The sequence below is a fragment of the Virgibacillus proomii genome, assembly GCF_900162615.1.
Classification (GTDB): Bacteria; Bacillota; Bacilli; order Bacillales; family Amphibacillaceae; genus Virgibacillus; species Virgibacillus proomii.
Window position 1 is genome coordinate 374,339 of the sequence record NZ_FUFN01000009.1, and the last position, 26,763, is coordinate 401,101.

A 26,763-nucleotide genomic window follows, 5' to 3' on the forward strand; every position below is an offset into this window, starting at 1 on the left:
AGTGCAATGAAAAATAAAAAAGAGCCAAAAACCCTTGATACACAAAGGTTTCTAGCTCTGCTACAACTACTCCCACTCAATCGTCGCAGGTGGCTTAGATGTAATATCATAAACAACTCGGTTGATATGCTCTACATCATTCACAAGTCGGGTTGAGATTTTCTCCAATACATCCCATGGAATTCGTGCCCAATCCGAAGTCATGCCATCAATGGACGTTACCGCGCGAATACCAATCGTATAGTCGTACGTTCTTGCATCTCCCATTACACCAACGCTTCGAATATTCGGCAATACCGTGAAATATTGCCAAATATCTCGGTCTAATCCAGCTTTTGCTATTTCCTCACGAAGAATAGCATCGGATTCCCGTACAATCTCTAATTTTTCTTCCGTTACTTCCCCTAGTACACGAATAGCGAGTCCCGGACCTGGGAATGGTTGGCGCCAAACAATATATTCAGGAAGTCCCAGTTGTGTACCTAACTCCCTTACCTCATCTTTAAACAATGTATTTAACGGCTCAATTAATTCAAATTGCATATTTTCAGGAAGCCCACCTACATTATGATGTGACTTAATTGTTTGTGCCGTTTCCGTACCACTTTCAATAATATCGGTGTAAAGTGTTCCTTGCGCAAGGAAATCAATGTCTTTTAATTTAGCTGCTTCATCATCAAACACATAAATAAATTCATTACCGATAATTTTACGCTTTTGCTCTGGATCATCGACTCCTTTTAGCTTGGATAGGAATCTATCCTTGGCATCGACCTTAATCACTTTCATATGGAAATCATCAGCAAATACCTTCATCACATCGTCGGCTTCATTTTTACGAAGCAAACCATGATCGACAAAAATACAAGTTAGCTGATCACCAATCGCTTTATGAATTAATGCTGCGACAACAGACGAATCAACCCCACCGCTTAATGCACATAGTACGTGACGGTCGCCAACCTTGTTCCGAATTTTTTCTACTTCCATCTCAATAAAATTTTCAATGGTCCAGTTTCCACTGCTTTGACAAACATCAAAAACAAATTGCTTTAACAAGTGGTTTCCGTATTCCGAATGACGAACTTCCGGATGAAATTGTACTCCATATAGTCCTTTTTCCGGATGGCTCATTGCAGCAATTGGCGTAGATGAACTTGTTGCATTAATTTGAAATTGCTCCGGTACCTCAACCACCTTATCTCCATGACTCATCCACACAATCTGCGTATTCGGTGTCTCTTTAAAGAGTATCGGTGACTCGTTTACATGGATTTCGGCTTTACCATATTCTCTGTTCTTTGCCTTTTCTACTTTTCCTCCATAATGAAGTGCCATAAGCTGCATTCCATAACAAATTCCTAATACAGGAATGCCTAAGTCAAAGATTTCCGGATCACATCGAAAGCTATTTTCATCATACACACTATGCGGTCCGCCAGAAAGGATAATTCCTTTTGGGTTCATTTTCTTAATAGCTGTCGCTGTAAGCTTATGAGAGTGCAATTCACTATACACACCAAACTCTCGAATTCGACGAGTAATCAGCTGGTTATATTGGCTGCCAAAATCTAATACTAATATCATTTCACTCGTTTCCATTTACGTAACTCCTATCTATCGTCTATTAGCTTATTCCATCACATAAGTATACTGCTAGAGGATGTTCAATAAATCGACAAAAATGATGCATCGAATTTCTTCGGATGTTAGAACATGTACTAAAATTAATTCAATGTCATGAAAATTTTTAAGCTTTAAGTGTAAGTGCAACTTCGGAAGTCTCCTGTACTAAAAGCTTAAAGGACAACCACGTTTTCTTTATTGGCTTGTTTCTTCCTTGTTCTGTACCTCGCTGCATACACTGCTCCACTCGAAACTGCACTGTCTTGAACTTCGACTTAAAGGACGTGTTCGTGTCGACATTGCAACAAGGATATCTGCGCCCTTAGCCAACCTTGGTCTTTTTTTACACGATAGAAAAGTATAAAACTTTAGGCTTTATCGTATAAGAAAAACGATAACTTTCGCCATAAAGACTTGGCGACAAGCCAAGTTTTTCTAACCCTCGTTTTGGACACGTATTACTAGGTTAAGCGCGCTGAGAAAACTGGTAATAATTTAAGCTGTTTCGCAAAGGTTTGCCCGACCTCAGTACCTATAATTAAAGTATGAAGTAATTGCGAAGCGAAAGCAACTTCTCTAAAAAATTTACATTTCCACCGTATCAAAAAACTGGATACCGCCTTTTGTACTAGTGGAAGTACAAAAAGGCAGAATCCAGCTATACTGTTCTTCTGCCTTCATAGTCAGAGCATTTACGGTGCGCTGGTAGATACTTTCGAACCTTATTATCGAGGATATACGAATGGCAATTTATTTACTATTTCTTCGATTATGTTCTTATTCTACTAACATATCCTAGTACAGGTCAAGTCAATATTCGCTTAATTAAATTTTGCCATAATTGCGCGATTTCCAACTTTGGTGTTTCATTATAGTCGCTGCGATAAATGAATTGTTCATATTGTTTCGTTAACTGTTGCATTTCGTTTGTTTGATATTTTTCATCAATCTTTTTGGCATATTCCCGTAATGTTTCACCTGGTTGTTTTGGTTCACCATGCTTTTGCAATAACTTCATTAAATAATGATACGCCTCTTGATAATTGTTGGCATTCCAATTAGCAGTAAATTTCCGACTTAACCATGCCGTGTACCAACGAAATCGGGTTCGGTAAGCAATATATATACATATCCCCATAAATGCTGCTAAACTGATTGCAACCCAAGTCCAGATGCTAGTACCAGTACCATTACTTTTTTTATCTGTTTTGGCTGCAACTGTGTCTTGCTCTGCTTCTTCCTTTTCATTTGGTGGCTGCTCTGTGTTTTGCTCTGGTTGTTCTTTATCCTCTTGTTTTGCTTGATCTTGTTCAGCGCCATTATTGGTCATCGTTGTTTGGAAGTCAGCTAAATTAGAAAAACCTTTTGTCGGTTCAAATGGCACCCAACCGGAACCAGGAAAATAGACTTCAACCCATGAATGCGCATTTGCATTCGTTATTTCGTATATATTGGTTTCATTGGAAGAATCAACCATTTCACCACTCGTAAATCCTTTTGCCCACCTGGCTGGTATATCTAAGACACGAAGCAAAACAACCATTGATGTTGAAAAATTATCACAATAACCTACTTGTGACTCAAAAAGAAACTGATCTACATAATCTTGTTCTTTTTTAGGTACGGGTACATCCGTTGTTTGATACGTAAAGCCATTTCTGGAAAAATAGCTTTCTACTGCCTTTGCCTTATCATAACGGGACTTCTCATCTTTTGTTATTTTCTTTGCTAACTCTACTACTCGATCTGGTAATGAATCCGGTAATTGAGTAAAGGCATCATCTGCCCCTCCTGTAAAAGGAGCTTTTCTTAAATCTCCAATGTTAAAAGTCGGATAATCATAACTTAATGTGTAGCTATTCTGTTTTATTGGTTTATAATCTTCATCACGTAATTGAATGGCTTCTGTTGCTAAATCAATATAAGGATCTCCTGCTACTTCAGAAAAATCATCGATACCATAAGGGTGAACAAGCTTATCTAAAGCTTCTTTGCCTTGAAACTCAATGGAGGCTTGCATTCTCCTAGTCTCTACTGTTTTTGGATACATGGGTGGGACTTTTAAAAAATCTGCATAATTCTCGGCTTGACTGCTTTCCCATCCCTTCCCCGTATAAAAATCCTTTGTTTCTACTCGCCAGTAATTCTCCTCTTCTGCTTCTGCACGAAAAACAGGCGTATAATCCTGAACAAACGATCCCCCTAATCGTGTATCGTCTTCTCCATAACCGACTTTCTGAACACCGGATTTACCATCAGATTCCACAAGGCCGGCATTTTCTGCTGAGCTTTGGATAAACGGAACGGGATCGGGCCATTTGGGATCAAACTTCGGTGCTGCCAGACCAACCGCTGAGGAAAATAAGATGACGGCAATAAGCGGGATGATCCAGAATGGTGTTTTCCTAAGCAACGTAGAGGCAAGCGATTCTCTGTCCAATTCTTTTAAAAAATTTGCTATCCCCATGGCAAGCAATGAAATAATAAATGTTCTGATGATCGCAGAATTGCCATTATAGACAGTAAATGTATCTAAAACTGTTAAATACGCAAACGTTAATAATACAATTAAAAAGATTCGCTTCATCATCACAAGCCAATAATGCAATAAGTAACTCATCAGCCAAATAAGCAGCAGAAATAACAGACTGCGAAACATTGGAGTAAACTCATGCCATGCTTGTGTAGATAATGCTGTTAAATTAGCCATCGTATCATGAAATAACTGCTCTAGCCATATAGGGTTGATAAACGCAAACTCAAAAAACAAACTATTTAAAACAAGCAATAATGCAAAACCTTTCAAGATAAAGGACAGCCACCATTTAATTTCAAGCGCAGACAATAAAAAGCAAAACACACCATAAATAATAAGAATAGTCAGGTGAGACGTGTCCGTAAGCTGCTTGAGTGGATATAACCATTCTAAAAACAACAGGAACCCACAAATATAGAGGATGAATGTATAAAAATTTGGTAAATGCTGTTTTGGCTGATTCATAACCCTTTCACCTCTAACGGTGTTTTAGTTAGTTGTTGTTCCGTTATTCCATAAACCTCGATATTAAAAAGTGATACTTGTTTTACGAATGAAGCATGCTCACCTTGCTTATTTGCAGGTTGTACGAATAAGACGATGACTCGCCTTGACCTTTGCCTTAGTTGTTTTAATGTCTCTGGAAGGAAGTGGTCAATCTGTCCAATGATGATAATCATGATATTGTCATTTCTTAACTTTTCCATTTCTGATTTTAACTGTAAAGCGAAGTTTGCATGATCACCAGGTTGAATACTTGCCAAATGCTGCTTTATTGAAGCAGCTTTCCCCGGATCGTCAAATGGTGGGAAAAAATTTGTTGCTTTTCCTACGGTTAATAAGCCAGCTTGAGTAGATAGCTTTTTTAATTGTGCCAAAAGCGAAGCCGTAACCTCCACCATCCCCTCAAAAACGATAGAATTATGATTCGACTGTTTACAACAATCCAACACAATGAGTATATTCGTGCTTTTTTCCTTTTCAAATTCTTTGGTCATCATCCTATTTTTTCTTGCCGTCTGTTTCCAGTCAATCCAGGAAAATCGATCTCCCGGCATATATTCACGAATTCCTGTAGCAACGTTTGAGTTGGATAAACGAAAAGAAGAACTCATTACCCCACCATGTTGGAAACTATTGATTTTTTCATTTAGTACGAACGGTCTTGTACGTGGATAGACTACTAGTAAATCCCTTAAGAAAAATACATGTTCCTTTTTTACGAAACCAAATAGATCTCCAATTTTAATACGAACGGCTGTAAAATAATGTTCTCCCCTTGGAACTTGATGTAATGGATAAGTAAAAGAAAATTCACCTGTAAGTACAGGGGAGATGACTTTTTTTAAATTTCTTTTTACAACTAATTTGTTTGGTTGATTTATATATTGATATTTTTTAGATTTTGGATCAACCATCATTAATGATTCCGGTACCACTTCTTCACAAATGCAATAAAATAGTGGAAATGGGAACCGCTTTATCATCATATGCAACGTATCAGCATCTCCAGCCTCGATCATATGATGTGTAAGCTTCCTTGAAATCGTCCATTTTTTTAATGGATAGAGTAAAAAAGCAATCTCGTATACTAGAATAGGGACAAAGCTAAAAAACAAAAACCAGCTAACAAATCCCCCCTGAAACATAGCATAAGAATATAGACCAATAAAAATAGTAGCGATAAATAAGCAACTAATCAAAGCCCGAAAACGTAATTTCATCAAAGAAATTCCTTTCGAATCGGTACATTCGTATGATGAATAATTGCAGCAATTACCTCATCTGCAATCACACCATCATATTTTGCTTCAGAATGAAGAATAATTCGGTGGGTTAATACATAGGGTGCCAAATATTTAACATCATCCGGAAGCACATAGTCTCGTCCTACTATAAATGCATACGCCTTAGCAGCTCTCATTAAAGCGATCGATCCTCTAGGACTAGCCCCCAAATAAATAGCTGGGTGAGATCTTGTACTCATTGTTAAATCAATAATATAATGCTGTACACTTTTATCGATATAAACCTGCTTCACTTCCTTTTGAATTTGTTGCAGTTCTTCTTTCGAAAGTACTGCCTCTATCTTTTCAATCGGATGCTCGCTGGATGTACGTTCAAGCATTTCCAATTCTTCAGAAAATGATGGATATCCCATTTTCAGTTTTAAAATAAACCGGTCTAATTGTGCTTCTGGCAGAGGATAAGTTCCTTCATATTCAATCGGATTTTGGGTTGCCATGACAAAAAAAGGATTGGCTAAAGGGATTGTTTTACCGTCAATGGTTACATTTTTTTCTTCCATCGATTCTAATAAGGCGGATTGCGTTTTTGGTGAAGTTCGATTAATTTCATCAGCTAAAATAATATTACCAAGAATCGGCCCACCTCGAAACTCAAATTCCAACGTCTTTGGATTGTAAATGGAAACGCCTGTAACATCAGAGGGTAATAAATCTGGAGTAAATTGAATTCTACGAAAATCGCAGTCTAAAGACTTCGCTAATGCCTTTACGAGCATTGTTTTTCCAACACCTGGTACATCCTCTAACAATACATGCCCTTGTGCTAACAGAGCAACAAGGCTCAAGATTGCTGTTTCCTCTTTTCCAATCATTACTTTATTTATATTATTTATTACATTTTCAATTTTTACATGAAACGTTATCGTACTTTCCATGGAAGAGCCCCTTTCCAAATACTCTATTTTCCATTCATTACCATGATTAAGCCATATTTGCTTGCTGGCTGTTGTCTTCATGGAGCTGCAACTAAATAACTAAGTAATATCGTAATGTAAATCCATTCTCCCTAATCCTACTATACTAAAAAAAGATACCTAGTAAAAGAACGACAATACTCAAAAAATTTATTCACAATACACAGCTTATTTCTTTGTTGCTTGTTCTATGGTTCGTACGTATTTCACTTTCTATATACAGTTCCCAATACTTACCATATTGGAACTCCTTCATTCTTTTATTTTGTCTTACTCACGTTCCATTCGTTTTTAGTTTTAGTATAAACAGTTTACTAGAATCTTATACAGCTATTTCTTTTATTAAAAGTCCATCAAAATGACCTGATAATTTAATAAAAAAGTGAAACTTCATTCAGTAGGAGTTTTCTTCCATCTCCTACTGAATGTTAGTACCACAAGGGTATGACCTAAAAGCCCTTGAACCAATCGGGCATTTAGGTGCCGTTTTCTACAATTTTAACTTCTCCGAATTCTCATAAGTTGTAATTTTACGGCACCTTATATGCGGGATAAAATATAAAACTTTGAAAGAGCAAATAAGGAATGGACTTCATTATCCGTCTTAGAAAGACCTTCTTCATACGTATCATCTTACTTGACTTTTACATATGTAGTGTCTATGTTGGGAATATATTTAATTTACCAAAAATATCTGTCATACATAACAAGTGACAAGAGAATAAGCAAGGATGGGATATATTTCTATATTTTTTGAGCAAGACAGGAGACCCTAAAAAGTAAGGAGCTTGCAATCCATGAAAATTTTGGCGTACGAGCGAGTAGAAGATCCCGTACTGGAGCAGTTAAATCGAGCACACGATGTGCGTTTTTTTAAAAATATTAATCCAAAAACAGATCCCGATTTTCTGCAATTTTTACACCAGGCAGATGGTATTATTGGTCTTGGTTTGGAAGTCGATAAACCATTACTAGATCAAGCACCTCATTTAAAAATTATTAGCAATGTTTCGGTTGGATATAATAATTTACCGATTGATGAATTGACGAAACGAAAAATTATGGCAACGAATACTCCGGGAGTTTTAACAGATACGGTAGCGGATTTGGTATTCGGATTAATTTTATCAACTGCCAGAAGAATACCAGAATTAGATCGATTTGTGAAAGCAGGAAAATGGGTAGAGTTAGTAGATAGTACCTATTACGGAGTAGATGTTCACCACAAAACACTCGGCATCATTGGTATGGGACGAATTGGCTCTGCTATCGCCCAACGCGCATATGCTGGTTTTCATATGAATATCGTTTATCATAGCCGGACTAAAAAACCACAAGCAGAGAAGGACTTTTCCGCTGTTCATCTAAGTTTAGAAGAACTATTAAGCGTATCTGATTTTGTTTGCCTTATCACCCCATTAACAAAGGAAACAGAGCGGATGATTGGAAAAAAGGAATTTGCACGTATGAAAAAGTCGGCGATCTTTATTAATGCATCACGTGGACAAACAATTATTGAACAGGATTTAATTGATGCTTTAACCGAAGGAACGATAGCAGGTGCTGGACTTGATGTATTTGAAAAAGAACCAATTGATCCTGATAATCCGTTATTGAGGATGGACAATGTTGTTACTCTGCCGCATATGGGGTCTTCAACGTATGAAACCGAACTGCATATGTCGAAGCTGGCTGCCGAAAACTTATTAGCTGGGCTGGCTGGAAAAAAGCCGAAAAACCTCATTAATCCAGAAGTTTGGGAGAATGAACAACATGAGAAGGGTTAATTTTTTAAAAGCCATTTCTTGTACTACGATCTTGAACAAGAGAAAAATTAGCTCGTGTTTATCTTACACAGGTGAAAGGCTGGTCCAGATTATCCTTCCCTTCTTTAGAAAAACTTGGCTTGTTACCAAGTTTTAGCGAAAACTATAGTTTTTCTTATACGATAAACCCTAAAATTTTATATTTCCTATAGTATCCTTTCCTATTACAGATTAAAAGTGCAATTTACAATCAAGATATCTTTAACGGGATAAAGTGAAACTTCATTCAAGTAGTGTTTTTCTCCTTGAATGTTAGTTGAACGAATCGGGGATTTAGGATCCGTTTTTCTCATTATATTCGCAACATCATTAGCTCTTTTTTGAAATGAGAAAAGTACGGAACCTTACATCCGGGATAAAGTGAAACTTCATTCAAGTAGTGTTTTTCTCCTTGAATGTTAGTACCGCAAGGGTATGACCTAAAGGCCTTTGAACGAATCGGGGATTTAGGAGCCGTTTTTCTCATCTGTTTGCAACATCATTAGCTCTTTTTTGAAATGAGAAAAGTACGGAACCTTATATTCGGGATAAAGGGAAACATGCCTCTAAAACAAAGGTATGCCGACCCTGAGCGGCAAGGCCCGTTTTTAGTCGCCCTTCCTTTCGATTCAAACCGATGATGACTTATCGGAAGAAAAAAGCGAAGTTTGCTAGCAGCACGAGCGTCTAAACCAGACGACGCACTACTTTTAAAAATATCCGGATATCGTTCCCTAAATACCCAAAAAAGCATCATCCTGCTAAACTTGCATGGATGATGCTAATTTTTTTAACACTTACTTATATAATATTGGTGCATTCGGTCCTAACTCAATACCTAATACCATCCAAATAACAAGCATCAACGTCCACCCAACTAAGAAGAAGAGCGAATATGGTATCATCGTCGATACTAAAGTACCTATCCCCATCTTTTTATCATATTTCTGTGCAAAAGCGATAATAATCGCAAAATAAGTCATTAATGGAGAAATAATATTCGTGGAAGAATCTGCTATTCGATAAGCCATTTGTGTTAATTCAGGCGAATAACCTAATTGCATCATAATCGGCACAAACACCGGTGCCATCATGGCCCATTTGGCTGATGCACTACCAATAAATATATTGATAAAAGCAGCTAAAAGAATAAAAATAATTACTAACGGAATACCCGTTAAATTAATCGTTTGGAGAAACTCAGCTCCGTAAACTCCCAATACCAGCCCCATATTTGATTCATTAAAATAGGCGACGAATTGTCCTGCAGTAAACGCCAGTACGATAAACATACCCATGGATGCCATCGTATCAGAAAGCTGATAAGCAACATCCTTATCATTTTTTATAGTCTTTGTCACTATTCCGAAAACAAGACCCGGAATAAAAAACAAAATAGCAATAACCGGTACGAGTGAACTCATAAATGGTGATTGAATAATTGGTTGCTCCCCTGTTCCTCGCATAGGTGCACCTTCAGGAAGTACAAGCAAGGAAACTAAGATGAGAGATATGACGATTGAAATACTAGCCCATATCAAGCCTTTCTTTTCCAACTTAGTTAACTTCTCTAACTTTTCACGATATTCACCTTTATAATCCCCAAGACGAGGCTCAACAATTCGCTCTGTTACCCATGCGCCAATAAATGTTAGCAAAAATACCGATGCAGCGATAAACCACCAGTTCATTGAAATATTCATACCTTCTGCATAAGTAGGGTCAATAATAGCAGCTCCAGCAATCGTCAATTCCCCTAGCAATGCATCTGTTCCTGATAATAGCAGGTTCGCACTAAATCCGCCAGAAACACCGGCAAAGGCAGCAGCCAGTCCAGCTAGAGGATGTCGACCCACAGCAGCAAATATTAAAGCACCAAGCGGTGGAAGTACAACATAACCAGCATCAGAAGCTACACTAGACATAATTCCTGCAAATACTAGTCCTAATGTTATAAAACGGTTAGGAACAGCTAGTACGAAACCACGAAGTAAAGCGCTAATTAATCCCGCTCGTTCGGCAACTCCAATTCCGAGCATGGTGAGTAGAACAACCCCTAGTGGCGCAAAGCCAATAAAATTATCTGTCATGCTAGTAAAAATATAGTTTATTCCTTCTCCATTTAATAAATTTTTTATTTCTACCATTTCACCCTCTTCACCCGGATGTTCCACACTAATTCCAAGTGGTGATAAAGCAGCAGATAAAAGCAATACCAATAGAGCTAATATTGCGAATAATGAGACAGGATGAGGCAATTTATTACCAACTATCTCCACTCCATCCAATGAACGTTGAAAGATCCCCTTCTTTTTACGCATACTTTCTCCCCTTTCCTATTAAGGCACAAATGTAAAATATTTTGAAAACTATATTCAAATTGGAAGCGCATACTACCCATTATATATATATTATCCATCGTTGAAAATAGGAAATAAAATTAAATAATTAGTGTTTTTATTAACAAAATTAAAACATTTAGTTTGAAGTTAAACTATGTTTATCAGAAACTCGTTCACCTCTTAAAATTCAGACGTTTTTTATTAAACTATAGCAGTAACGAACCTAACTTGAACCTTAGGATAATTTAAATCCCCACGGGTCTTTGAATTCATTACATTAACTTTTACGATTAGAAGAACTATTACCTATTTCCTCATACAAGTTGGAAAGCTTCATTAATAGTAAATAAGGTGTAGAATTTCCCATGATACAATCCCGTTGTACTTCTGCGTGAGATGTCTTGTCTTTAGAATTGCAAATAAAATGGAGCATCATTCAGTGGGCGTTTTTCTCTAAAAAGCATAGATGAAAGACTAAGATAGCAACGTCCTTGAAAAAACGCGATGTATCGCTGTTGTAGTCCTCCCTGTTCTGTTGGCCCAAGCGAATCGAGTATTTAAGTGCCATTATCCCTTGTTTAAACTTCCTTCGTATTTTCTTATCAATCGAAAATAGGAATCTTACAGCACACCTTTAAATGCCGGTTCTTCTCCTTTAGAAAGCCTACGCAGATGCAGGTATGCTGTTTAGAAAAACTTGGCGTGTCGCCAAGTCTTTAGCGAAAAGCTGTAGTTTTTCTTATACGATAAAGTGAAACTTCATTCAGTAGGAGTTTTCTTCCCTCTCCTACTGAATGTTAGTACCACAAGGGTATGACCTAAAGGCCCTTGAACCAATCGGGCATTTAAGTGCTGTTTTCTCCCACTTTGACACTTTGTATCAACTAAAGGCTCTTGAAGTAGGAATCTTACGGCACCTTACATGCGGGATAAACCCTAAAATTTTTTAGTTTCCTATAGTATAAACAAATAAACCTTCTTTATTTTGAAAATATGGGTTTCCATTCATCCCTATCCACAAGTCAGACTGTTCTATCTGGTATGCTAATTGGAATAAGCGATGTTCTTCCCCTTTATTTGCCATCACCTGCACTCCTAATGGTAATCCTACTTTTGAAAGATGAACAGGTAAAGACATGGCAGGCTGACCGGTTAAATTAGCAAGTTGTGTAAATGGCGTATACGTTAAGCTTGGTAAAAACATATCATATATTAATTCTTGCTGTTCAACTGGATCTGCTTTTTCCATTTCTACTATCATTCGTTTTTTCTCTTCGCTACTCCATGATAATTCCCCTACTTTTGGAGCTGTGTAGGCAGTAGCAGGTGTAATATAGAAATCGTACGTTTGGTGAAAGTCAGCCATTTGCTCAGCCGCAATATCCCAAGCAGTAAGACTTGTAGAGAATTCAGCTGCAGATACAGATTGACCAGCAAGATGTAATAACCATGTTTCTAATTCGACATCGTTTTCTGTAATTTTTCTTTGAATTAATTTTTCTAATTGGGTAAGTAATGCAGCTATTTCTCCACTATTCATTAAATAATAATTGCACATTAACTGCTTACCATCAATTTTTGGTTCTATTTCCTCCACATGATGTCCGCAGTTTTCTAACCATTTCACCGTTTTCATGACAGCAGATTTTGCATCCTCTGACACCGGTGTATCTACCGGTGAAGCAGTTGAAAAAGCAATACGGAGTGATTGTTGAAATGGTTTTTGTAGCCAATCTACATAGTGTTCTAAAAATAAAGGTGCTTGAAAAGCAGCTTCTGGCTGGCAAGTTTTGAGTAAATCAAGCATAGCTGCACTATCTCTTACACTTCTTGAGAGGACAAAATCAATTGCTGCTCCATGCCATTGACGCCCCGCTCCAGGACCTACAGGCGTCCTTCCTCTCGTTGGTTTTAACCCAAATAAGCTGGTAAATGAAGCTGGAATACGAATTGACCCACCACCATCACTAGCACCAGCTAATGGAACAATTCCAGCCGCAACAGCAGCTGCAGAACCACCACTTGATCCACCAGGTGAGTACTGTTTATTCCATGGATTTCTCGTTGCATCATAAAGTTCTGGCTCTGTGATATTCTTTAAGCCAAATTCAGGTGCATTCGTATGCCCAATAAATTGAAATCCTGCCTCTTTAAACACCCGTACAAAGTTCGTATCTTGATCAGCAACAACATCTTGTAACAACCTGGATCCGGATGTGTTTTTTTCTCCCGCTAAACGCTGGCCTGTATTTTTTAACAATACAGGTACACCTGCAAATGGGCTATCAGCATGTTCGTTTTGCTCAACCTCATTTAATACTTTTTCCTTCCGCTCAAAGATCACAGCATTTAAGGTTGCGTTAACAGCTTCAAGCTGCTTTAAACTTGCGAGTAAAACCTCTTTTGGCGTCGTTTCTCCCCGTTTTATTAAATCAGCTAAAGCAGTTGCATCATAATTAATATATTCTCTGATATTCACTGCTACACCTCATTTTTTATTTTGTCATAAGTGTAACATTGAAAGATTACAATGCCAATAACACCCCGCTAATTTTTAGTACGCTCCTCTTCTTTTTTCCACGGGGGGTCACCATATTTGCGCATTTTCATATTTATTTTGGAAATCAAATAGGGGATAATAAAAGCTAGGATGATATAAATAATTGTCCTTATATCCGGTAGCTGAATCCATTCTTTCATAGTCAATTTCTCTCCTGTTATTTTGTTAACTTCTTATATATCTTATTAATACAGTGAATTTTCATTTCTTGGATTTCTTTTCCCAAGAAATGTTAGTTGAACCAATCGGGCATTTAGGTGCCGTTTTCTACATTTAAAAACTTCTCTCTTTTCTCTTACGGCACCTTACATGCGGGGTAAAGTGAAACTTCATTTCTTGGATTTCTTTTCCCAAGAAATGTTAGTTGAACCAATCGGGCATTTAGGTGCCGTTTTCTACATTTTAAAACTTCTCTCTTTTCTCTTTACGGCACCTTACATGCGGGATAAAGTGAAACTTCATTTCTTGGATTTCTTTTCCCAAGAAATGTTAGTTGAACCAATCGGGCATTTAGGTGCCGTTTTCTACATTTTAAAACTTCTCTCTTTTCTCTTTACGGCACCTTACATGCGGGATAAAACTACTTTTTTGTTTTATCTTTTTTAGTCGTTTTTTTTATTTTTACCATGAACAAAAGAACTAAAATGATTAACGTTTTTATAATTAATCCGTAGATACTGACAAATTCACTAAATCGCTCTACAGCGAGAATATCCGCAGGTAACATACCAATTAAAAATACAAGTGGCGATAGGATATAAAGTAATTGCATTTTTTTCAGCTTAAAAATCGATTCAAGTGCAAAAACGGAAGCATCCAGCGCCATCGTAATTGTATTAAAAATTGCCATAATCCAAATTACAAAAAAAATCGAATCAAACCGTTCAAAAAAGCCTCCAGGTATTTCAATTTCTTTTGCCAATTCAATAATCGGATAGTTTACATTCGCTGTTGCTGTATATCCGAACACACCAACACACATGAAATAAATAAATATGTACATCAGAGGAACAAATGCCATCCCATAAGCCGCTCTTTTTGGCGCGTTTTTCGGAGTGCGTACCAATGATGTATAAAGCAGCAATATAAATGGACCTGAATAGGCGAACAGACTAGTTTTTGTTGAATGAACAAACCCTGAAACATCCGTTTGAAGTACCGGTAAAAAATTGGTCACATCAATAAAATTAATTGAAAAAATACCAACGATCAGGATAATCCAAATAATAATTGGAAAAAACATCATATTTATTCGAAACAATCCTGCTCTTGATCCAGATATCGCATAGACGACAACAAGTAAAAAGGTTAAGGAAATAACTTCAACTGGCGTACGATCAAACAAATATTCCTTTGCAATATCAGAGATAGCACGAATAACAAACCCACCGATAAAAATACCTTCCAAGGCGAGCAAGAAAGTGAACACGATCGCTATTGGTTTTGTTACTAAGGATGATGCAAAGCTAATAAATGATTGATGGGGGAACAGCGAAGCAAGTTTGGTCAGCAACCAAGCATAGCCAATAAAGAAAAGCCCAGTAATAAAGATAGCTAACCAGCCATCAGCAGCAATGGTGTCCTCAGCAAGATCCTTTGGTAATGTAAGGATCCCTAACCCAATTATAATGGAGGGGACAGCAATCATTAATTCTTTATCACTAATTGTTTCATCAGCATATTCAAACGACTTCAAATCTGTTCCCCCCTTTTATCAGCAGCTATTTTATCCGTTGGTTGCAAGTGTTCCGGTCTTCTTGTCAGTAAAGGTATCGGCAGACGTAAAACAAGATCCCTCCAATCCTTTACAAAAGTTGGGGCATACGGAGCTGAATAAGGTACACCAAAACTTTTTAAATTTACAATATGGATGTTAATCATGATATAGACAAGAATAATCCCGTAAAGACCAAACATAGCCGCCGCTATCATAAAAGCAAAACGGATGAGGCGAAACGAAATGGCTATACTATAAATGGGAATGGTAAAGGATGCTACCGCCGTTAATGCTACAACAATAACCATAATCGGACTAACAATCCCTGCTGATACAGCAGCTTCACCAATGACTAGACCACCAACTATCCCAATCGTTTGACCAATCGTTTTAGGTAATCGTGCACCGGCTTCCCGTAATAACTCCATCGTAGTCCCCATCAGTAATGCTTCAACAAAAGCAGGAAATGGTACACCTTGTCTGGTAGCTGCAATTGAGAAAGCTATTTGCGAAGGAATCATACCTTGATGATAAGATATCAAAGCTATATATAATGCTGGCAAAAACATCGTAATAAAGGCCGCAAGATAACGCAGGAACCTAATTAATGTTCCAATTATCCATCTTTCATAATAATCCTCAGGGGATTGAAATGTACTGCCTATCGTAGAAGGTGCGATTAAAATGAATGGTGTTCCATCTAACAAAATAACAAACTTTCCTTGCGTCAAAGCGATAGCTGCTTTATCAGGACGCTCACTATTTTCCATTTGTGGAAATGGTGACAAAAAACTATCTTCTATCCATTGTTCAATATAGCCTGATTCCAAAGCGTCATCCATATCAATTGATTTCAACCTGCGCTCAACTTCTTTTAATACATCTGGATGAATAATATCTGCAATATACGCTACTACTAAATTTTTCTTCGATCTTCTACCAATTTGATGAACTTTAAATCGTAAATTAGGATCGCGAATTTGCCGTCGAATGAGTACCATATTTGTGCTTAAATTTTCCACAAAACCTTCTCGAGAACCACGGATAAGGGATTCTGATATGGGTTCCTCAATTGCTCGGCTTTCCCAATCTTTCGTATCCAGTATTAAAGCGCGATCTACCTGTTCCAATAAAAAAACGGAGCTTCCTGAGAGCAGATCAAGCATTAAATCATCCATGCTATCTACATTTTTAATGTCAGAAATACTTATTAATTCTTGATGAATAATCGCTAAAAGATTTTTCTGATTTTGTTCAGTAAGTTTCTTTTCATCCTTAATTTCCTCAAGATTTTTCAGCACATTTTCTTCAATTTCCGTTTTATTGGTTAACCCATCTATGTAAACAATCGCACATGGACGGTCAGCTAAATACATTTTTCGTATGACTAAATCCATTGGTGAGTCCAGCAATTCTTTTATTGTATCCAGATTCTCTTTTAAAGATAATGTTATATTATCAACGTTCTTAATAGTTTTCTGACTATTCCCCTTCGTTTTCCGCTGAAATATTCGTCTAGCCAAATGGAATCACCTCCTACATATGGAGTATCTTCCCTCTTCTTTTGCCCATTAAATCAATACATTATACACTCACCTTTTTGTATAAGAATTTTTTTTCGGCTTAAACTACAAGATATAAAAGTAATGCACCCTAGAACTTTGGACAATTTAATAGGAATTTTAATCCATCAAAGACTTAAAAAATAAGGGGGAAGCGTCTAGTTAACTTTCCTTATATGTGTACATTTTTTCGGCATCAAACCAAAGCCTCTGCTTCATATAGCGTCAATAAGTTAGTCGATGTAAAGATCACAAACATTCTTAACGATTAAGTATTCATATCAGTAGCGCTTGAAATAAAGTGAAGCTTCAATCAGCATTATTGTTCTAATTCCATAGATAATGGAATTAGAACAACGTCCTTGATAAATCACGGTATGTCATCAACGAGTCTTTTTGTCCTTGAAAATCCCGCGAAGTCCAATGAAGAAGAAACTTCTTCTCCTTGAAAAACCGCGATGTATCGCTATCGTAGTCCTTCTTGTCCTTGAAAAAGAAAAATACTTTTTCTACGTACGGTGTATAGCTGTAAAAAGCATACTATGTCCTAGAAAAAGGAAAGCACTTTTTCGTCGTGCGATGTCTATTCAAGGAAGCCTTTCTTGTCCTAGAAAAAGGAAAGCACTCTTTCGTCGTACGATGTACCGCTTCCGGTGTTTCTGAGCAAAACGGGTATTTAAGTGCAGGCATCACCACTTCGATTTCTTGTATTCTCTTGAAGATGGATTCTTCCACTACCTAAATGCGGTATAAATATACTTTAAAAACGGACATCACATTTTGAAAGGAGCTATGAAAATGGAAAATAATTACTCAATTGCCCTTACTTCATCTGATATTTCCCCATTATGGGATATGTACCAAAGTGAAACAATAGCAAAATTGGGAATAACCTTTTTTTTACAGCATGCTGAAGATAAAGAAATTAAACATATTCTTGAAGAATCACTAAAACTTATTGAAAAAAACTTGATCCACATGCAGAAAATTTTCGAAAAAGCAAATTATCAAGTTCCTCATGCTTTTACAGAAAAGGACGTTAATTTCAACGCTCCTCGACTATTTTCTGATCATCTCTATTTAGAATACATCTTCAATATGACTTATTTTATGATGAGTACTTATAGCTTGGCCTTTTCTGTTGCAGACCATAAGGAGATAAGCGATTATTATGCAGCTAACATCGAAGCTGCCATAGAGCTAAACAAACAAGCAAAAGAATTGGAAAAAAAGAAAGGTATTTATATCCGTTCACCACGAGTCCCTAATCAAGAAAACGTAGAATTTGTAAAAGATCAACGTTATATTTCCGGTTGGTTAGGAAATCGTAGACCTTTATTAGGAATTGAAATTACTAATCTGGTGTTCCATTCTAAACGAAACGCGTTAGGACATGCTGTTATTACCGGATTTAGTCAAGTAGCGAAATCAGAAGAAGTTCGACATTTTTTCGAAAAAGGCAGAGACATATCTGGTAAACACCTTGAAATATTTACTTCCATTTTACATGAAGACTTTTTATCAGATGGCGCTATTTTATTGACCTCGGAAGTTACCAATTCAAAGATAGCTCCCTTTTCTGATCGACTAATGGTAACCTTTGTTGCAAACTTGATTGCTTCCAGTATGGGACAATATGGAGTTTCCTTATCTACCAGTCCTCGTCATGATTTAAATGTCCAATATTCCCGTTTGATGGTTGAGGTTGGCAAGTATGCGAACGAAGGCTATAAAATCCTAATCAACAATGGTTGGCTTGAACAGGCGCCAATGGCAGCTGACAGAAAAGACTTAGCGAAATAGGTTGACATATGGAGACAAAGCTAACGGAAAAAAGCAGAAAGTTAGAAGCAGTACTATGGAGCATTGCTTTGCCGGGGTTTGGGCAACTGTTGAATCAGAAATATGTAAAGGGTTTTTTACTAGTTGGATTAGAATTTATTATTAACGTGTTGGGAAACTTTAACCAGATCATTATATACAGTTTTCAATTTAAAATTGAAGAAGCAATTGAAGCAACAAATTACCTTTGGCTTATGTTTTATCCTTGTTTATATTTTTTTGCAATTTGGGATGCGTACAGGGATGCAGGTGGTGGAAAGAAGCCGTTCGCCTATCTCCCATTGGTATTTTCTGCATATTTTGTAACAATAGGACTAATTTTCTCAGCAAGGATAAAAATCTTTGGCTATTTAATTGGACCCATGTGGCTACCAATCCTCTTTTTGCCAATCGGATTAAGTATAGGCGGATTCATTCAATGGGTTTTGACTAAAATATATCGCAACAATTCAACCCCTCATCCTGATGACCCTTTATAGTAGACAGATTAGTATGCTCTCTTATTCTTGTCTACTATAAAGGAAACATCTGAATCAGAGGGTTTTTTACTTTGGAAAGGAAAAACTTTAATCTTAAACCCCTTTTATTTACTAAATTTTATAATATCCATCGAAGATCGAAGACTACAATTTAATTATTCTGCACATTCGTATTTGACTTTTTTTTTGAACATTTTTGGAAAAAACTTCATAAATTATTGACATAAATTTACTTATTGTGATTTAATGAGCTTGTAGTAATTAGCGAATAGTAAAAGGCATTTAAAGAGATGAATTCATGAATGATCCATCCTCTTATTTCGCCTAAAATATCTGATGATTTCCAAAATTGGTATATGTCTTTGTTATAAGATCTTTACTTCTATTCAACAATTACTGCATAATTTTAATCTTATAAAGAGGTGATGATTGATTTTTCTAATTATTCAAAATGGTGGTACGTATTTAGGTATGTGACTAGTAAGGTGAGATAGAATTAGTTAAGTACAGAACGTTCTACCGTACAACCGTAGTATTTCAATACGAACAAGCTATTTGATTTTATGTTGTAACGAATTATTTAATTAATAACGGAATATTAGGAGGAAGGTATATGAAGAAAGTAATAGTCGCAGGCTTAGTGGTTACAGCATTATCTACCAGTACATTGATACCTCAAGTAGCTAAAGCAGAGGACAATACTTTACAATTACGGTCTTTAGGTATGGAGGAAAATACAACAGGGCTAGACGAATCGTTTAATTCTATAAGTGAGTTAGGCAAACAAGTTCCATTATTAAAAGCCTATGGATTGGCTATTTTGCAACAACCAAATGTAAAAGTAAATAATAATAGCAGTTTAACAAATCAGCAATATATTATTAAAAACCGTGTTAAAGAATGGCTGGATAATTATAATCCAAAATTATTGGAATTAAATGAAAACACCAGAGCATTTAGTATATTATTTAATAGTTATTACAATACAATATATGATTTAGCAACAGAAGTAGATGACACAGAAGCAAAAGAATCATTGATAGAAGCTTTTGAAGAAATACTGGGACAAGCACAAATGGTTCATGAAGATATGGCGATTCTTTCAAGAAATTACAATCGTTATAAAGAACTGTTAACTCAAGATAGCAGTAATCTTACTGACCGAGTGGAACAAACAATTGATCAATTACAAGGATCAAATGGAGAAGTGGATCATCTGCGAACAGAAGTGAAATACATTCTTCATGACATACAACAGGAGCTTATTAAAATTTCAAATAATCCTAGTGAAGTCACTAAACAATCCCTTGAAATTTCAAAATTAACAACGGACATAGTTGCAACAGGCATCAATGATAATACGCTAGACTTTACTGCATTAGAAGGATTGACTAACAAAATTTTCATTCTTTCAAATGATCAAATTAAAGAATCAGCGACTATAATCCAGAACAAAATAAATGAATTAAAACCACTTATTCAAAAATTATCAGAACAGGAAATAAAGATCACGAATCTTATCTTTATAGAAGATCAAGTGAATGGGTTTTCGGAGCTAATTGAACGACAAGCTACTATTTTAGGATATGTAAAAGATGATTGGGAAGGTTTAAATAATAGAATAGGGAAAATATTAACAAATCTTCATGAAGGCAGCACAGATGCAAAAACATTGCAAACTCAGTTAGAGAACCTCAAACAAATAAATGATGAGATTAATAAGCAGACTCGACAATTTCAAGATGTCGTTATAAACGTCAATGTAAACTAATGGAAACCATTTAAAATAAAAAGGGAGTAAACTCAACATGACCAAAAAACCTTTTAAAAGAATTGCTATATCAACATTAATAGCAACAGTTTTATCAACTAATATCTTTGCTGCACATACGTTTGCTGCAGAAAATCCAACACCAATTCCTAGTTCTGAAAATGTAGACGATTTAGCTGAACAATATGCTGAGTTTAGTTTAGGACCAGATGGTATAAGGGAAGCTATCCAAAAAACCGGTTCTAATGCATTAGGAATGGATTTATACGCTTTAACACTTCTCAAACAACCTAACATTGATTTTAGAGGAGTAACCTTAATTAATGATGCTTTAAAACAGACAATACTTAATCACCAATTACTTGCAAAGGAAAACGCCAAAACATGGTTAGATGAATTAAAACCACAATTGATTCAAACCAATGAAAATATCATAAGTTATGACATAGAATTTCAGAATTATTATGGTGCATTAAAAGAAGCGGCAGATACAGCGGTAAGAGTTGGGAAAGAAGCTCAAGACTTATCAACTCAAGAAAGGAAGCAAAACGAAGCTCAAGAAGCGAAAGACATATTAAGTGAGGGACTTCTAGATTTAACTCAATCCATTGAAATTAATAAACAAGAAGTAGACGATCTAGTAAACGATTTGAAGAAGTTTAGGGATAGATTAACCACTGATACTCAGAATTTTAAAACACATTCAAATACAATTACGTCTATTTTGGCAAGTGAAGATGCAGGTATCCCTTTGTTGAAACAGCAACTAGACACACATACGGAACTAATCAATAAATATAATGACATGATTATTGGAGGTGCAGTTGCTACTGCTCTAGGGCCAGTAGCCATTGTAGGTGGTGCAGCTATTATTTGGACTGGCGCAGGAACAAAAGGTGGCGTAGCTTTAATCTCTCTTGGAGCAGGAGGGACTGCAACAGGTATTGCTCTTGTAGTAAAAGGAAAAGAAGGACTTGATGAATCTACGGCAGAGATTAAAAGGCTAACACAAGAAGTAACAGAGAGCGAAACACAAGTTGTTCTGTTGTCTGCTATTGGGTCTCAATTAAATTATTTAAGTGAAACAATTGACGAGGCCATTACAGCCCTTGAAAATATTTCAAATCAATGGGGTACGATGGCATCTAAATACACTAATCTAGCAAAAGCTGTTCAGAGGGTAAATCCAGAAAGACTTACATTCATTACTAATAAGCTATCCACAGCAAAAGATCAATGGGCAGACATCAAAGAATATGCTGAACAACTGTATTTAAATGATATTCAACTTGTAGAAAAAGAGTTATAATATACCGGCTGTTTTAAATTGTATATTAAAGGATAGGTAAGATTATACCATGCTAAACAAATTCTAAAAAACACGTGACTGTTTGTTAGGAGCTTCTTCTAGATTCATTAGTAAGGGGCTTCTAACATCATAAGAGACAGATAATTTTTAAGAGGAGCAGGTGAACACGATGCGTAAAGAATGGTTAAAAAAAATGATATTATCCTTGATAGCCGTTGGAATTATAACTAGTCACATAGCACCTCAACAAACTTTTGCTGACGATTCCATACAACAAGAAGACGAGTATGACTTTGGACCAGGCAAATTACAAGATGAATTAGCAATATTAACAAACAATTTATATTTTCTGGATTTACATGCTAAGATAATGTATGAACAAGTTATACCAAGTTATAAAAATATTAGTCTAATAGATGAAGATTTAAAAAACAGACTGCAATATGATCAGAGATTTTCTAAAATACACGGAAAAGACTGGTTAGATTTTTATAAACCATTGTTTATAAAAACTATTCAAAATATTGCGGGATATAATGAACAGTTTCAATCCCATTACAATAATTTAATTACTGCTTTAAAAGAAAAAAATATAGAAGCATTTAAGTCAGAATTGTCTTTATTATATAATGATATCTTAAATAATAAGGAACAAGTAGATAATTTATCCGGACATCTTATCTCATTTCGAGATAAGTTGACCACAGACACAAATTATTTCAAAAGTGATATAAATGAATTAACTTCTATTTTAGCAACTAGTAATATTGGTATTTCACTTTTACAAAAAGAACTCGAGCGATATTATCAAGAAGTAAAAACTTACGAAGGAGTATTGATATTTAACAAGGTTTTAAATTTTTCTACAATTGGTAGGTTGTTTGATCCACTGTTTGATGATACTAGATCCAATCTAGATAATGCTTATTACAACATAGAACAGTTAAAACAAAGAATTTCTGGAACGGAAAAAGAAGTAGCTTTTCTGACAGATGTAGAGCATAATTATACTAGAATGACGGAAATAATGGATAGTGCAATTACTTCACTAGAAAATATATCAACTTATTGGTATACCATCGCGTCAAACTATAGAATAATATTAAGAAATATAGATTCTATTAATCCAGAAAGGCTTACATTTATAGAAAATAAATTAAACACCGCTAAGGACAATTGGGAGAATTTAAAAGAATCAGCGGATAATATGAGTCAAAGTTTGAAAGACGTAGCTGCAATCTCTAATGCAAGTAAAGCAGCTTTGAATATCCTATCTCCATTCAATATCTGGCTCCCTTTGAACATCTATTGATTCAAGTTATCATCCAAGTATGAAATACAATTATGCTTATAAGTAATGAGTATAATTAAGACCGATTTCCCTTTAATAGGAAAACAAAAAAGGTTGACCTTAGAACCACTTGTTAGTGGTTTTGGGTCAGCCTTTACGCTTCTACTTTAACTGAAATTCTTTGCCTACGTCATTTAACTCATCAGCAAGTTTTAATAATTGCTTTGCATTATCTACCATCTCTCCCATTGCACCACTTGACTGTTGAGCAGCTGCAGCTGTCTGTTCAATCCCCGCCGACGACTCTTCGGTAATAGAGGCAATATCTTGAATAGCTTCGTTCATCGTACTACTATTCGCTTTCATTTCCTCCAAATTAGTTGCCATTGTTTTTATAATCTGTACCATTTCTGTTACAAACATAGAAATGCCATTAAACGTTTCTTGGGTCGTATTAATTTGCGCTGTTCCAGCCTCTACTTCTGTATAGCTGCTTTGCAACGCTTCTGTGATAGAGACGGAATTTTGTTGAATATGAGAAACAATTTTAGTAATATCAGTCACGGAATCGCTTACTTGTTCAGCTAGTTTTCTTACTTCATCAGCGACGACAGCAAATCCCTTACCATGTTCCCCTGCACGAGCCGCTTCAATGGCTGCGTTTAGCGCTAATAAATTGGTCTGTTCAGAAATATCTTTAACCACATTAACAAGACTGTTTATTTCTTGCGATTGTTCATCCAAATCTTTCACTCTATCCACTGCACTTTTTACAATGTAATCGATTTGTTTCATTTGTTCTGAAGAAGACTTCATCATTTTGTCTCCTTCTTTCGTCATGGTTAAAATTTCATGTGAAGCTTGTTCAATGATCTTACCATTATCATTGGTTTCATTAACCTTTGTAACAAATCCTTCCATATTCATTGCTAAATCACTAGCGGTGTTAGCTTGTGTTTCTGATCCTGCAGCCAATTCCTGCATGGTTGTTGCTATCTGTTCTGAGCCATCTCTTACTTCATTGGCAGAATTGGCAAATAATCTGCTATGGTTACTAACTGTTTGAGAAACCGTCTCCACTTTATGGATCAGTTTATTTCTATCTTCACTTATTTCATTAGTTATCTGAATCAATTGTCCTAACTCATCTCGTAAATTTGTTGTTAACGACTCATGCTGCAAATCACCTTGAGCATATTGCTGTAAACGTTTTAATACAAGTGTAATAGGGTTAGAAATAAGTTTTACTGTCATAAAAGCAATCCCTATACCAATCAATGCTACAGCAATAGTAATTGTCAATCCCCATAATGAGGTTGTTTTACTGCTCGTAATAATCGATTTCCCATCTTTAGAAATTTCCTCTTTACCTGCTGCTAAAGCTTGCTGCAAATCAGATTGAAGTTCGAGCTGCATAGGTTCAACTTGGTTACTTAGCAGTTCCTTTGCTTCTTTTAGCTTTTCACTATCATGTAAACGGAAAACTTCTTGCAACGCCTCTTCCCATTGTTTGGTTTTAGCTGTGAATTCCTCCATTGTTTTCAATTGGTTTAAATTGCCTAACTCCTTCATTAACGTTTCATTTTCCGTTTGTATCTGATCGTATTTTTCTTTATATTCTACTTGCCCATATAGTAAGTATGCTCTAGTTACCCCTGTTTGCTCAGCAAAGTTAGTATTTAATTTCTCCTCTAAATGAACAATTGTTAAATCCTCGTTGATTATCTTTTCAATACGCTGACTCGTCTGTTGATTTACTATAAAATAATAAATACCTAGTATACAGATTGCAGCGATAATGACCATAAAGCTGACATATAGTTTACTTTTTAAGTACTTAAAATTCATAACTTTTTCCATTTGGTCATCCCTTTCTCTTTTTCCTATACTATTACTTATTATATCGGCTTAAAATCGCAGAATTAGATATATAACTGCATTTACATAATATTCTGTTCTTCAAGAAGATTAGGCTGGCGTTAAAGTAATAATTAGTTAATCACGATATACGAACAAATTGGATTCAAACCTACGAAATTATATGTTTTCTTAACATTGAACAAAGCTTATTCAGGTTAACAAATAATCCTAGCTTTTATATACTTAGATAGAAGTAAATTTAAGGAGGAATGTGTAATGAAAAGCATTGCTGTTTTTTGCGGATCACGAGATGGAGCCTCTGCCGCTTATATTCAAGGTTCTAAACAGCTTGGAACGGAGTTAGCTAAGCAAAAAATTACCTTAGTTTATGGAGGTGCACGTGTTGGTATAATGGGGGCTATTGCTGATACAGTGCTTGAATACGGTGGTAAAGTAATCGGTGTTATGCCAAAATTTTTGCAAGATAAAGAGCTTTCTCACCCTTATTTAACTGAACTTATCATTGTAGAATCCATGCATGAACGAAAAATGAAAATGGCATCTTTAGCCGACGGATTCATTGCCTTACCTGGGGGTCCGGGCACGTTGGAGGAATATTTTGAAGTATTCACATGGGCGCAAATCGGTTTACATCGTAAGCCATGCGGACTGCTAAATATTAATCACTATTATGATCCTTTGGTTTCTTTATTTCAGCATATGACAAATGAACAATTTATGGAGCAAAAACACAGAGATATGGTCTTAATCGATAATGATGCTTCAGGGTTATTGACAAAGTTCTTTACATATGAAGCTCCTTCTGCAAAAACATTTATTACAAAAAAATAAATCTAGCATTCTATATAAAGCTACTCCGCCTGTGATCGGCACTAATTCTAATTTGATTCTATATAATCTACTTTATTTATTAAAATCATTATTTAAGATAAACTTATGCTTTCCATAGGTTCCTTAAGTTTTTTCTTCTTTGCTACGGATGAATAGTACAAAGGCAAACATCACAATTGCTCCAGTACCTCCCCTGTATGTCTCCCTTATCTGTTACGTCTTGTGATTGACATGCTGTCGAGCAGTAAGGGGCCCTCTCTATTCGATTACACAACAACAACTAAATTAACTGATTCGAGCACGATAAGAATCCTGTAATGTAACATTTCCCCAATTCTTTAGCTTCGTCAATAATTTTTAGAAGTACAGCCTTTGATATAAAGTGAAACTTCATTCAGTAGGAGTTTTCTTCCATCTCCTACTGAATGTTAGCTTGAACGAATCGGGCATTTAGGTGCCGTTTTCTCCCACTTAGACCCTTTTTGTATC

The 26,763-nt window shown here is 36.0% G+C and carries 17 protein-coding genes and 1 riboswitch; of the genes, 7 read left to right on the forward strand and 10 right to left on the reverse strand.

Annotation, left to right across the window (positions count from 1 at the left end):
- Positions 1-66 precede the first annotated feature (66 nt).
- The 4 genes from guaA to BN1066_RS04540 form a co-directional block, all read right to left on the reverse strand.
- Complete coding sequence (guaA, locus tag BN1066_RS04525) at positions 67-1,602, reverse strand: glutamine-hydrolyzing GMP synthase (RefSeq protein ID WP_077318292.1); 1,536 nt, start codon at positions 1,600-1,602, stop codon at positions 67-69.
- A gap of 684 nt (positions 1,603-2,286) precedes the next feature.
- Positions 2,287-2,388, reverse strand: a riboswitch (purine riboswitch).
- Between the two features lie 43 nt (positions 2,389-2,431).
- Positions 2,432-4,627 carry a transglutaminase TgpA family protein gene (locus BN1066_RS04530; RefSeq protein ID WP_077318293.1) on the reverse strand — a complete coding sequence of 732 codons (2,196 nt, stop codon included), beginning with the start codon at positions 4,625-4,627 and terminating at the stop codon, positions 2,432-2,434.
- Positions 4,624-5,886, reverse strand: coding sequence for a DUF58 domain-containing protein (locus BN1066_RS04535; protein ID WP_077318294.1), 1,263 nt, complete (start codon positions 5,884-5,886; stop codon positions 4,624-4,626). The genes BN1066_RS04530 and BN1066_RS04535 overlap by 4 nt, the downstream gene beginning before the upstream one ends.
- Positions 5,886-6,845: an AAA family ATPase gene (locus tag BN1066_RS04540; protein WP_077318295.1), complete on the reverse strand. Its 960-nt coding sequence runs from the start codon at positions 6,843-6,845 to the stop codon at positions 5,886-5,888. Before BN1066_RS04540 ends, BN1066_RS04535 begins: the two co-directional genes overlap by 1 nt.
- Before the next feature lie 836 nt (positions 6,846-7,681).
- Here BN1066_RS04540 and BN1066_RS04545 point away from each other — a divergent pair.
- Positions 7,682-8,671, forward strand: a complete 990-nt coding sequence (locus BN1066_RS04545) for a 2-hydroxyacid dehydrogenase (RefSeq protein ID WP_077318296.1) — start codon at positions 7,682-7,684, stop codon at positions 8,669-8,671.
- Between the two features lie 815 nt (positions 8,672-9,486).
- On the opposite strand, the gene BN1066_RS04550 is transcribed toward BN1066_RS04545, so the two are convergent.
- The 5 genes from BN1066_RS04550 to BN1066_RS04570 form a co-directional block, all read right to left on the reverse strand.
- Positions 9,487-11,010, reverse strand: coding sequence for an AbgT family transporter (locus tag BN1066_RS04550; RefSeq protein WP_077318297.1), 1,524 nt, complete (start codon positions 11,008-11,010; stop codon positions 9,487-9,489).
- Between the two features lie 967 nt (positions 11,011-11,977).
- Positions 11,978-13,510, reverse strand: a complete 1,533-nt coding sequence (locus BN1066_RS04555) for an amidase family protein (RefSeq protein WP_077318298.1) — start codon at positions 13,508-13,510, stop codon at positions 11,978-11,980.
- Between the two features lie 68 nt (positions 13,511-13,578).
- Entirely contained in the window at positions 13,579-13,731 is a 153-nt protein-coding gene (locus tag BN1066_RS20105; RefSeq protein ID WP_179104285.1) for a hypothetical protein, read from the reverse strand.
- 440 nt (positions 13,732-14,171) lie between these two features.
- Positions 14,172-15,287 carry a GerAB/ArcD/ProY family transporter gene (locus BN1066_RS04565; RefSeq protein WP_143695734.1) on the reverse strand — a complete coding sequence of 372 codons (1,116 nt, stop codon included), beginning with the start codon at positions 15,285-15,287 and terminating at the stop codon, positions 14,172-14,174.
- Positions 15,284-16,831 (reverse strand): spore germination protein, encoded by a 1,548-nt coding sequence (locus BN1066_RS04570; RefSeq protein WP_143695735.1) that lies wholly within the window; start codon positions 16,829-16,831, stop codon positions 15,284-15,286. The genes BN1066_RS04565 and BN1066_RS04570 overlap by 4 nt, the downstream gene beginning before the upstream one ends.
- 837 nt (positions 16,832-17,668) lie before the next feature.
- On the opposite strand from BN1066_RS04570, the gene BN1066_RS04575 reads away from it, so the two are divergent.
- The 5 genes from BN1066_RS04575 (at position 17,669) to nheC (ending at position 23,583) form a co-directional block, all read left to right on the forward strand.
- Entirely contained in the window at positions 17,669-18,673 is a 1,005-nt protein-coding gene (locus tag BN1066_RS04575) for a DUF3231 family protein (protein ID WP_179104286.1), read from the forward strand.
- An 8-nt stretch (positions 18,674-18,681) separates the two neighbouring features.
- Complete coding sequence (locus tag BN1066_RS04580; protein ID WP_077318301.1) at positions 18,682-19,191, forward strand: hypothetical protein; 510 nt, start codon at positions 18,682-18,684, stop codon at positions 19,189-19,191.
- 613 nt (positions 19,192-19,804) lie between these two features.
- Positions 19,805-20,962, forward strand: a complete 1,158-nt coding sequence (gene nheA / locus BN1066_RS04585; RefSeq protein ID WP_077318302.1) for a non-hemolytic enterotoxin subunit A — start codon at positions 19,805-19,807, stop codon at positions 20,960-20,962.
- Positions 20,963-20,999: 37 nt separating this feature from the next.
- Positions 21,000-22,271 carry a non-hemolytic enterotoxin subunit B gene (nheB, locus tag BN1066_RS04590; RefSeq protein WP_077318303.1) on the forward strand — a complete coding sequence of 424 codons (1,272 nt, stop codon included), beginning with the start codon at positions 21,000-21,002 and terminating at the stop codon, positions 22,269-22,271.
- A gap of 169 nt (positions 22,272-22,440) precedes the next feature.
- On the forward strand, positions 22,441-23,583 hold the full coding sequence (gene nheC / locus BN1066_RS04595; RefSeq protein ID WP_077318304.1) for a non-hemolytic enterotoxin subunit C: 1,143 nt from the start codon (positions 22,441-22,443) through the stop codon (positions 23,581-23,583).
- Between the two features lie 141 nt (positions 23,584-23,724).
- On the opposite strand, the gene BN1066_RS04600 is transcribed toward nheC, so the two are convergent.
- The gene (locus BN1066_RS04600; protein ID WP_077318305.1) at positions 23,725-25,422 is read right to left on the reverse strand and encodes a methyl-accepting chemotaxis protein; all 1,698 of its coding nucleotides are present in this window, start codon (positions 25,420-25,422) and stop codon (positions 23,725-23,727) included.
- 276 nt (positions 25,423-25,698) lie between these two features.
- On the opposite strand from BN1066_RS04600, the gene BN1066_RS04605 reads away from it, so the two are divergent.
- Entirely contained in the window at positions 25,699-26,274 is a 576-nt protein-coding gene (locus tag BN1066_RS04605) for an LOG family protein (protein WP_077318306.1), read from the forward strand.
- The last annotated feature ends 489 nt before the right edge of the window (positions 26,275-26,763 follow it).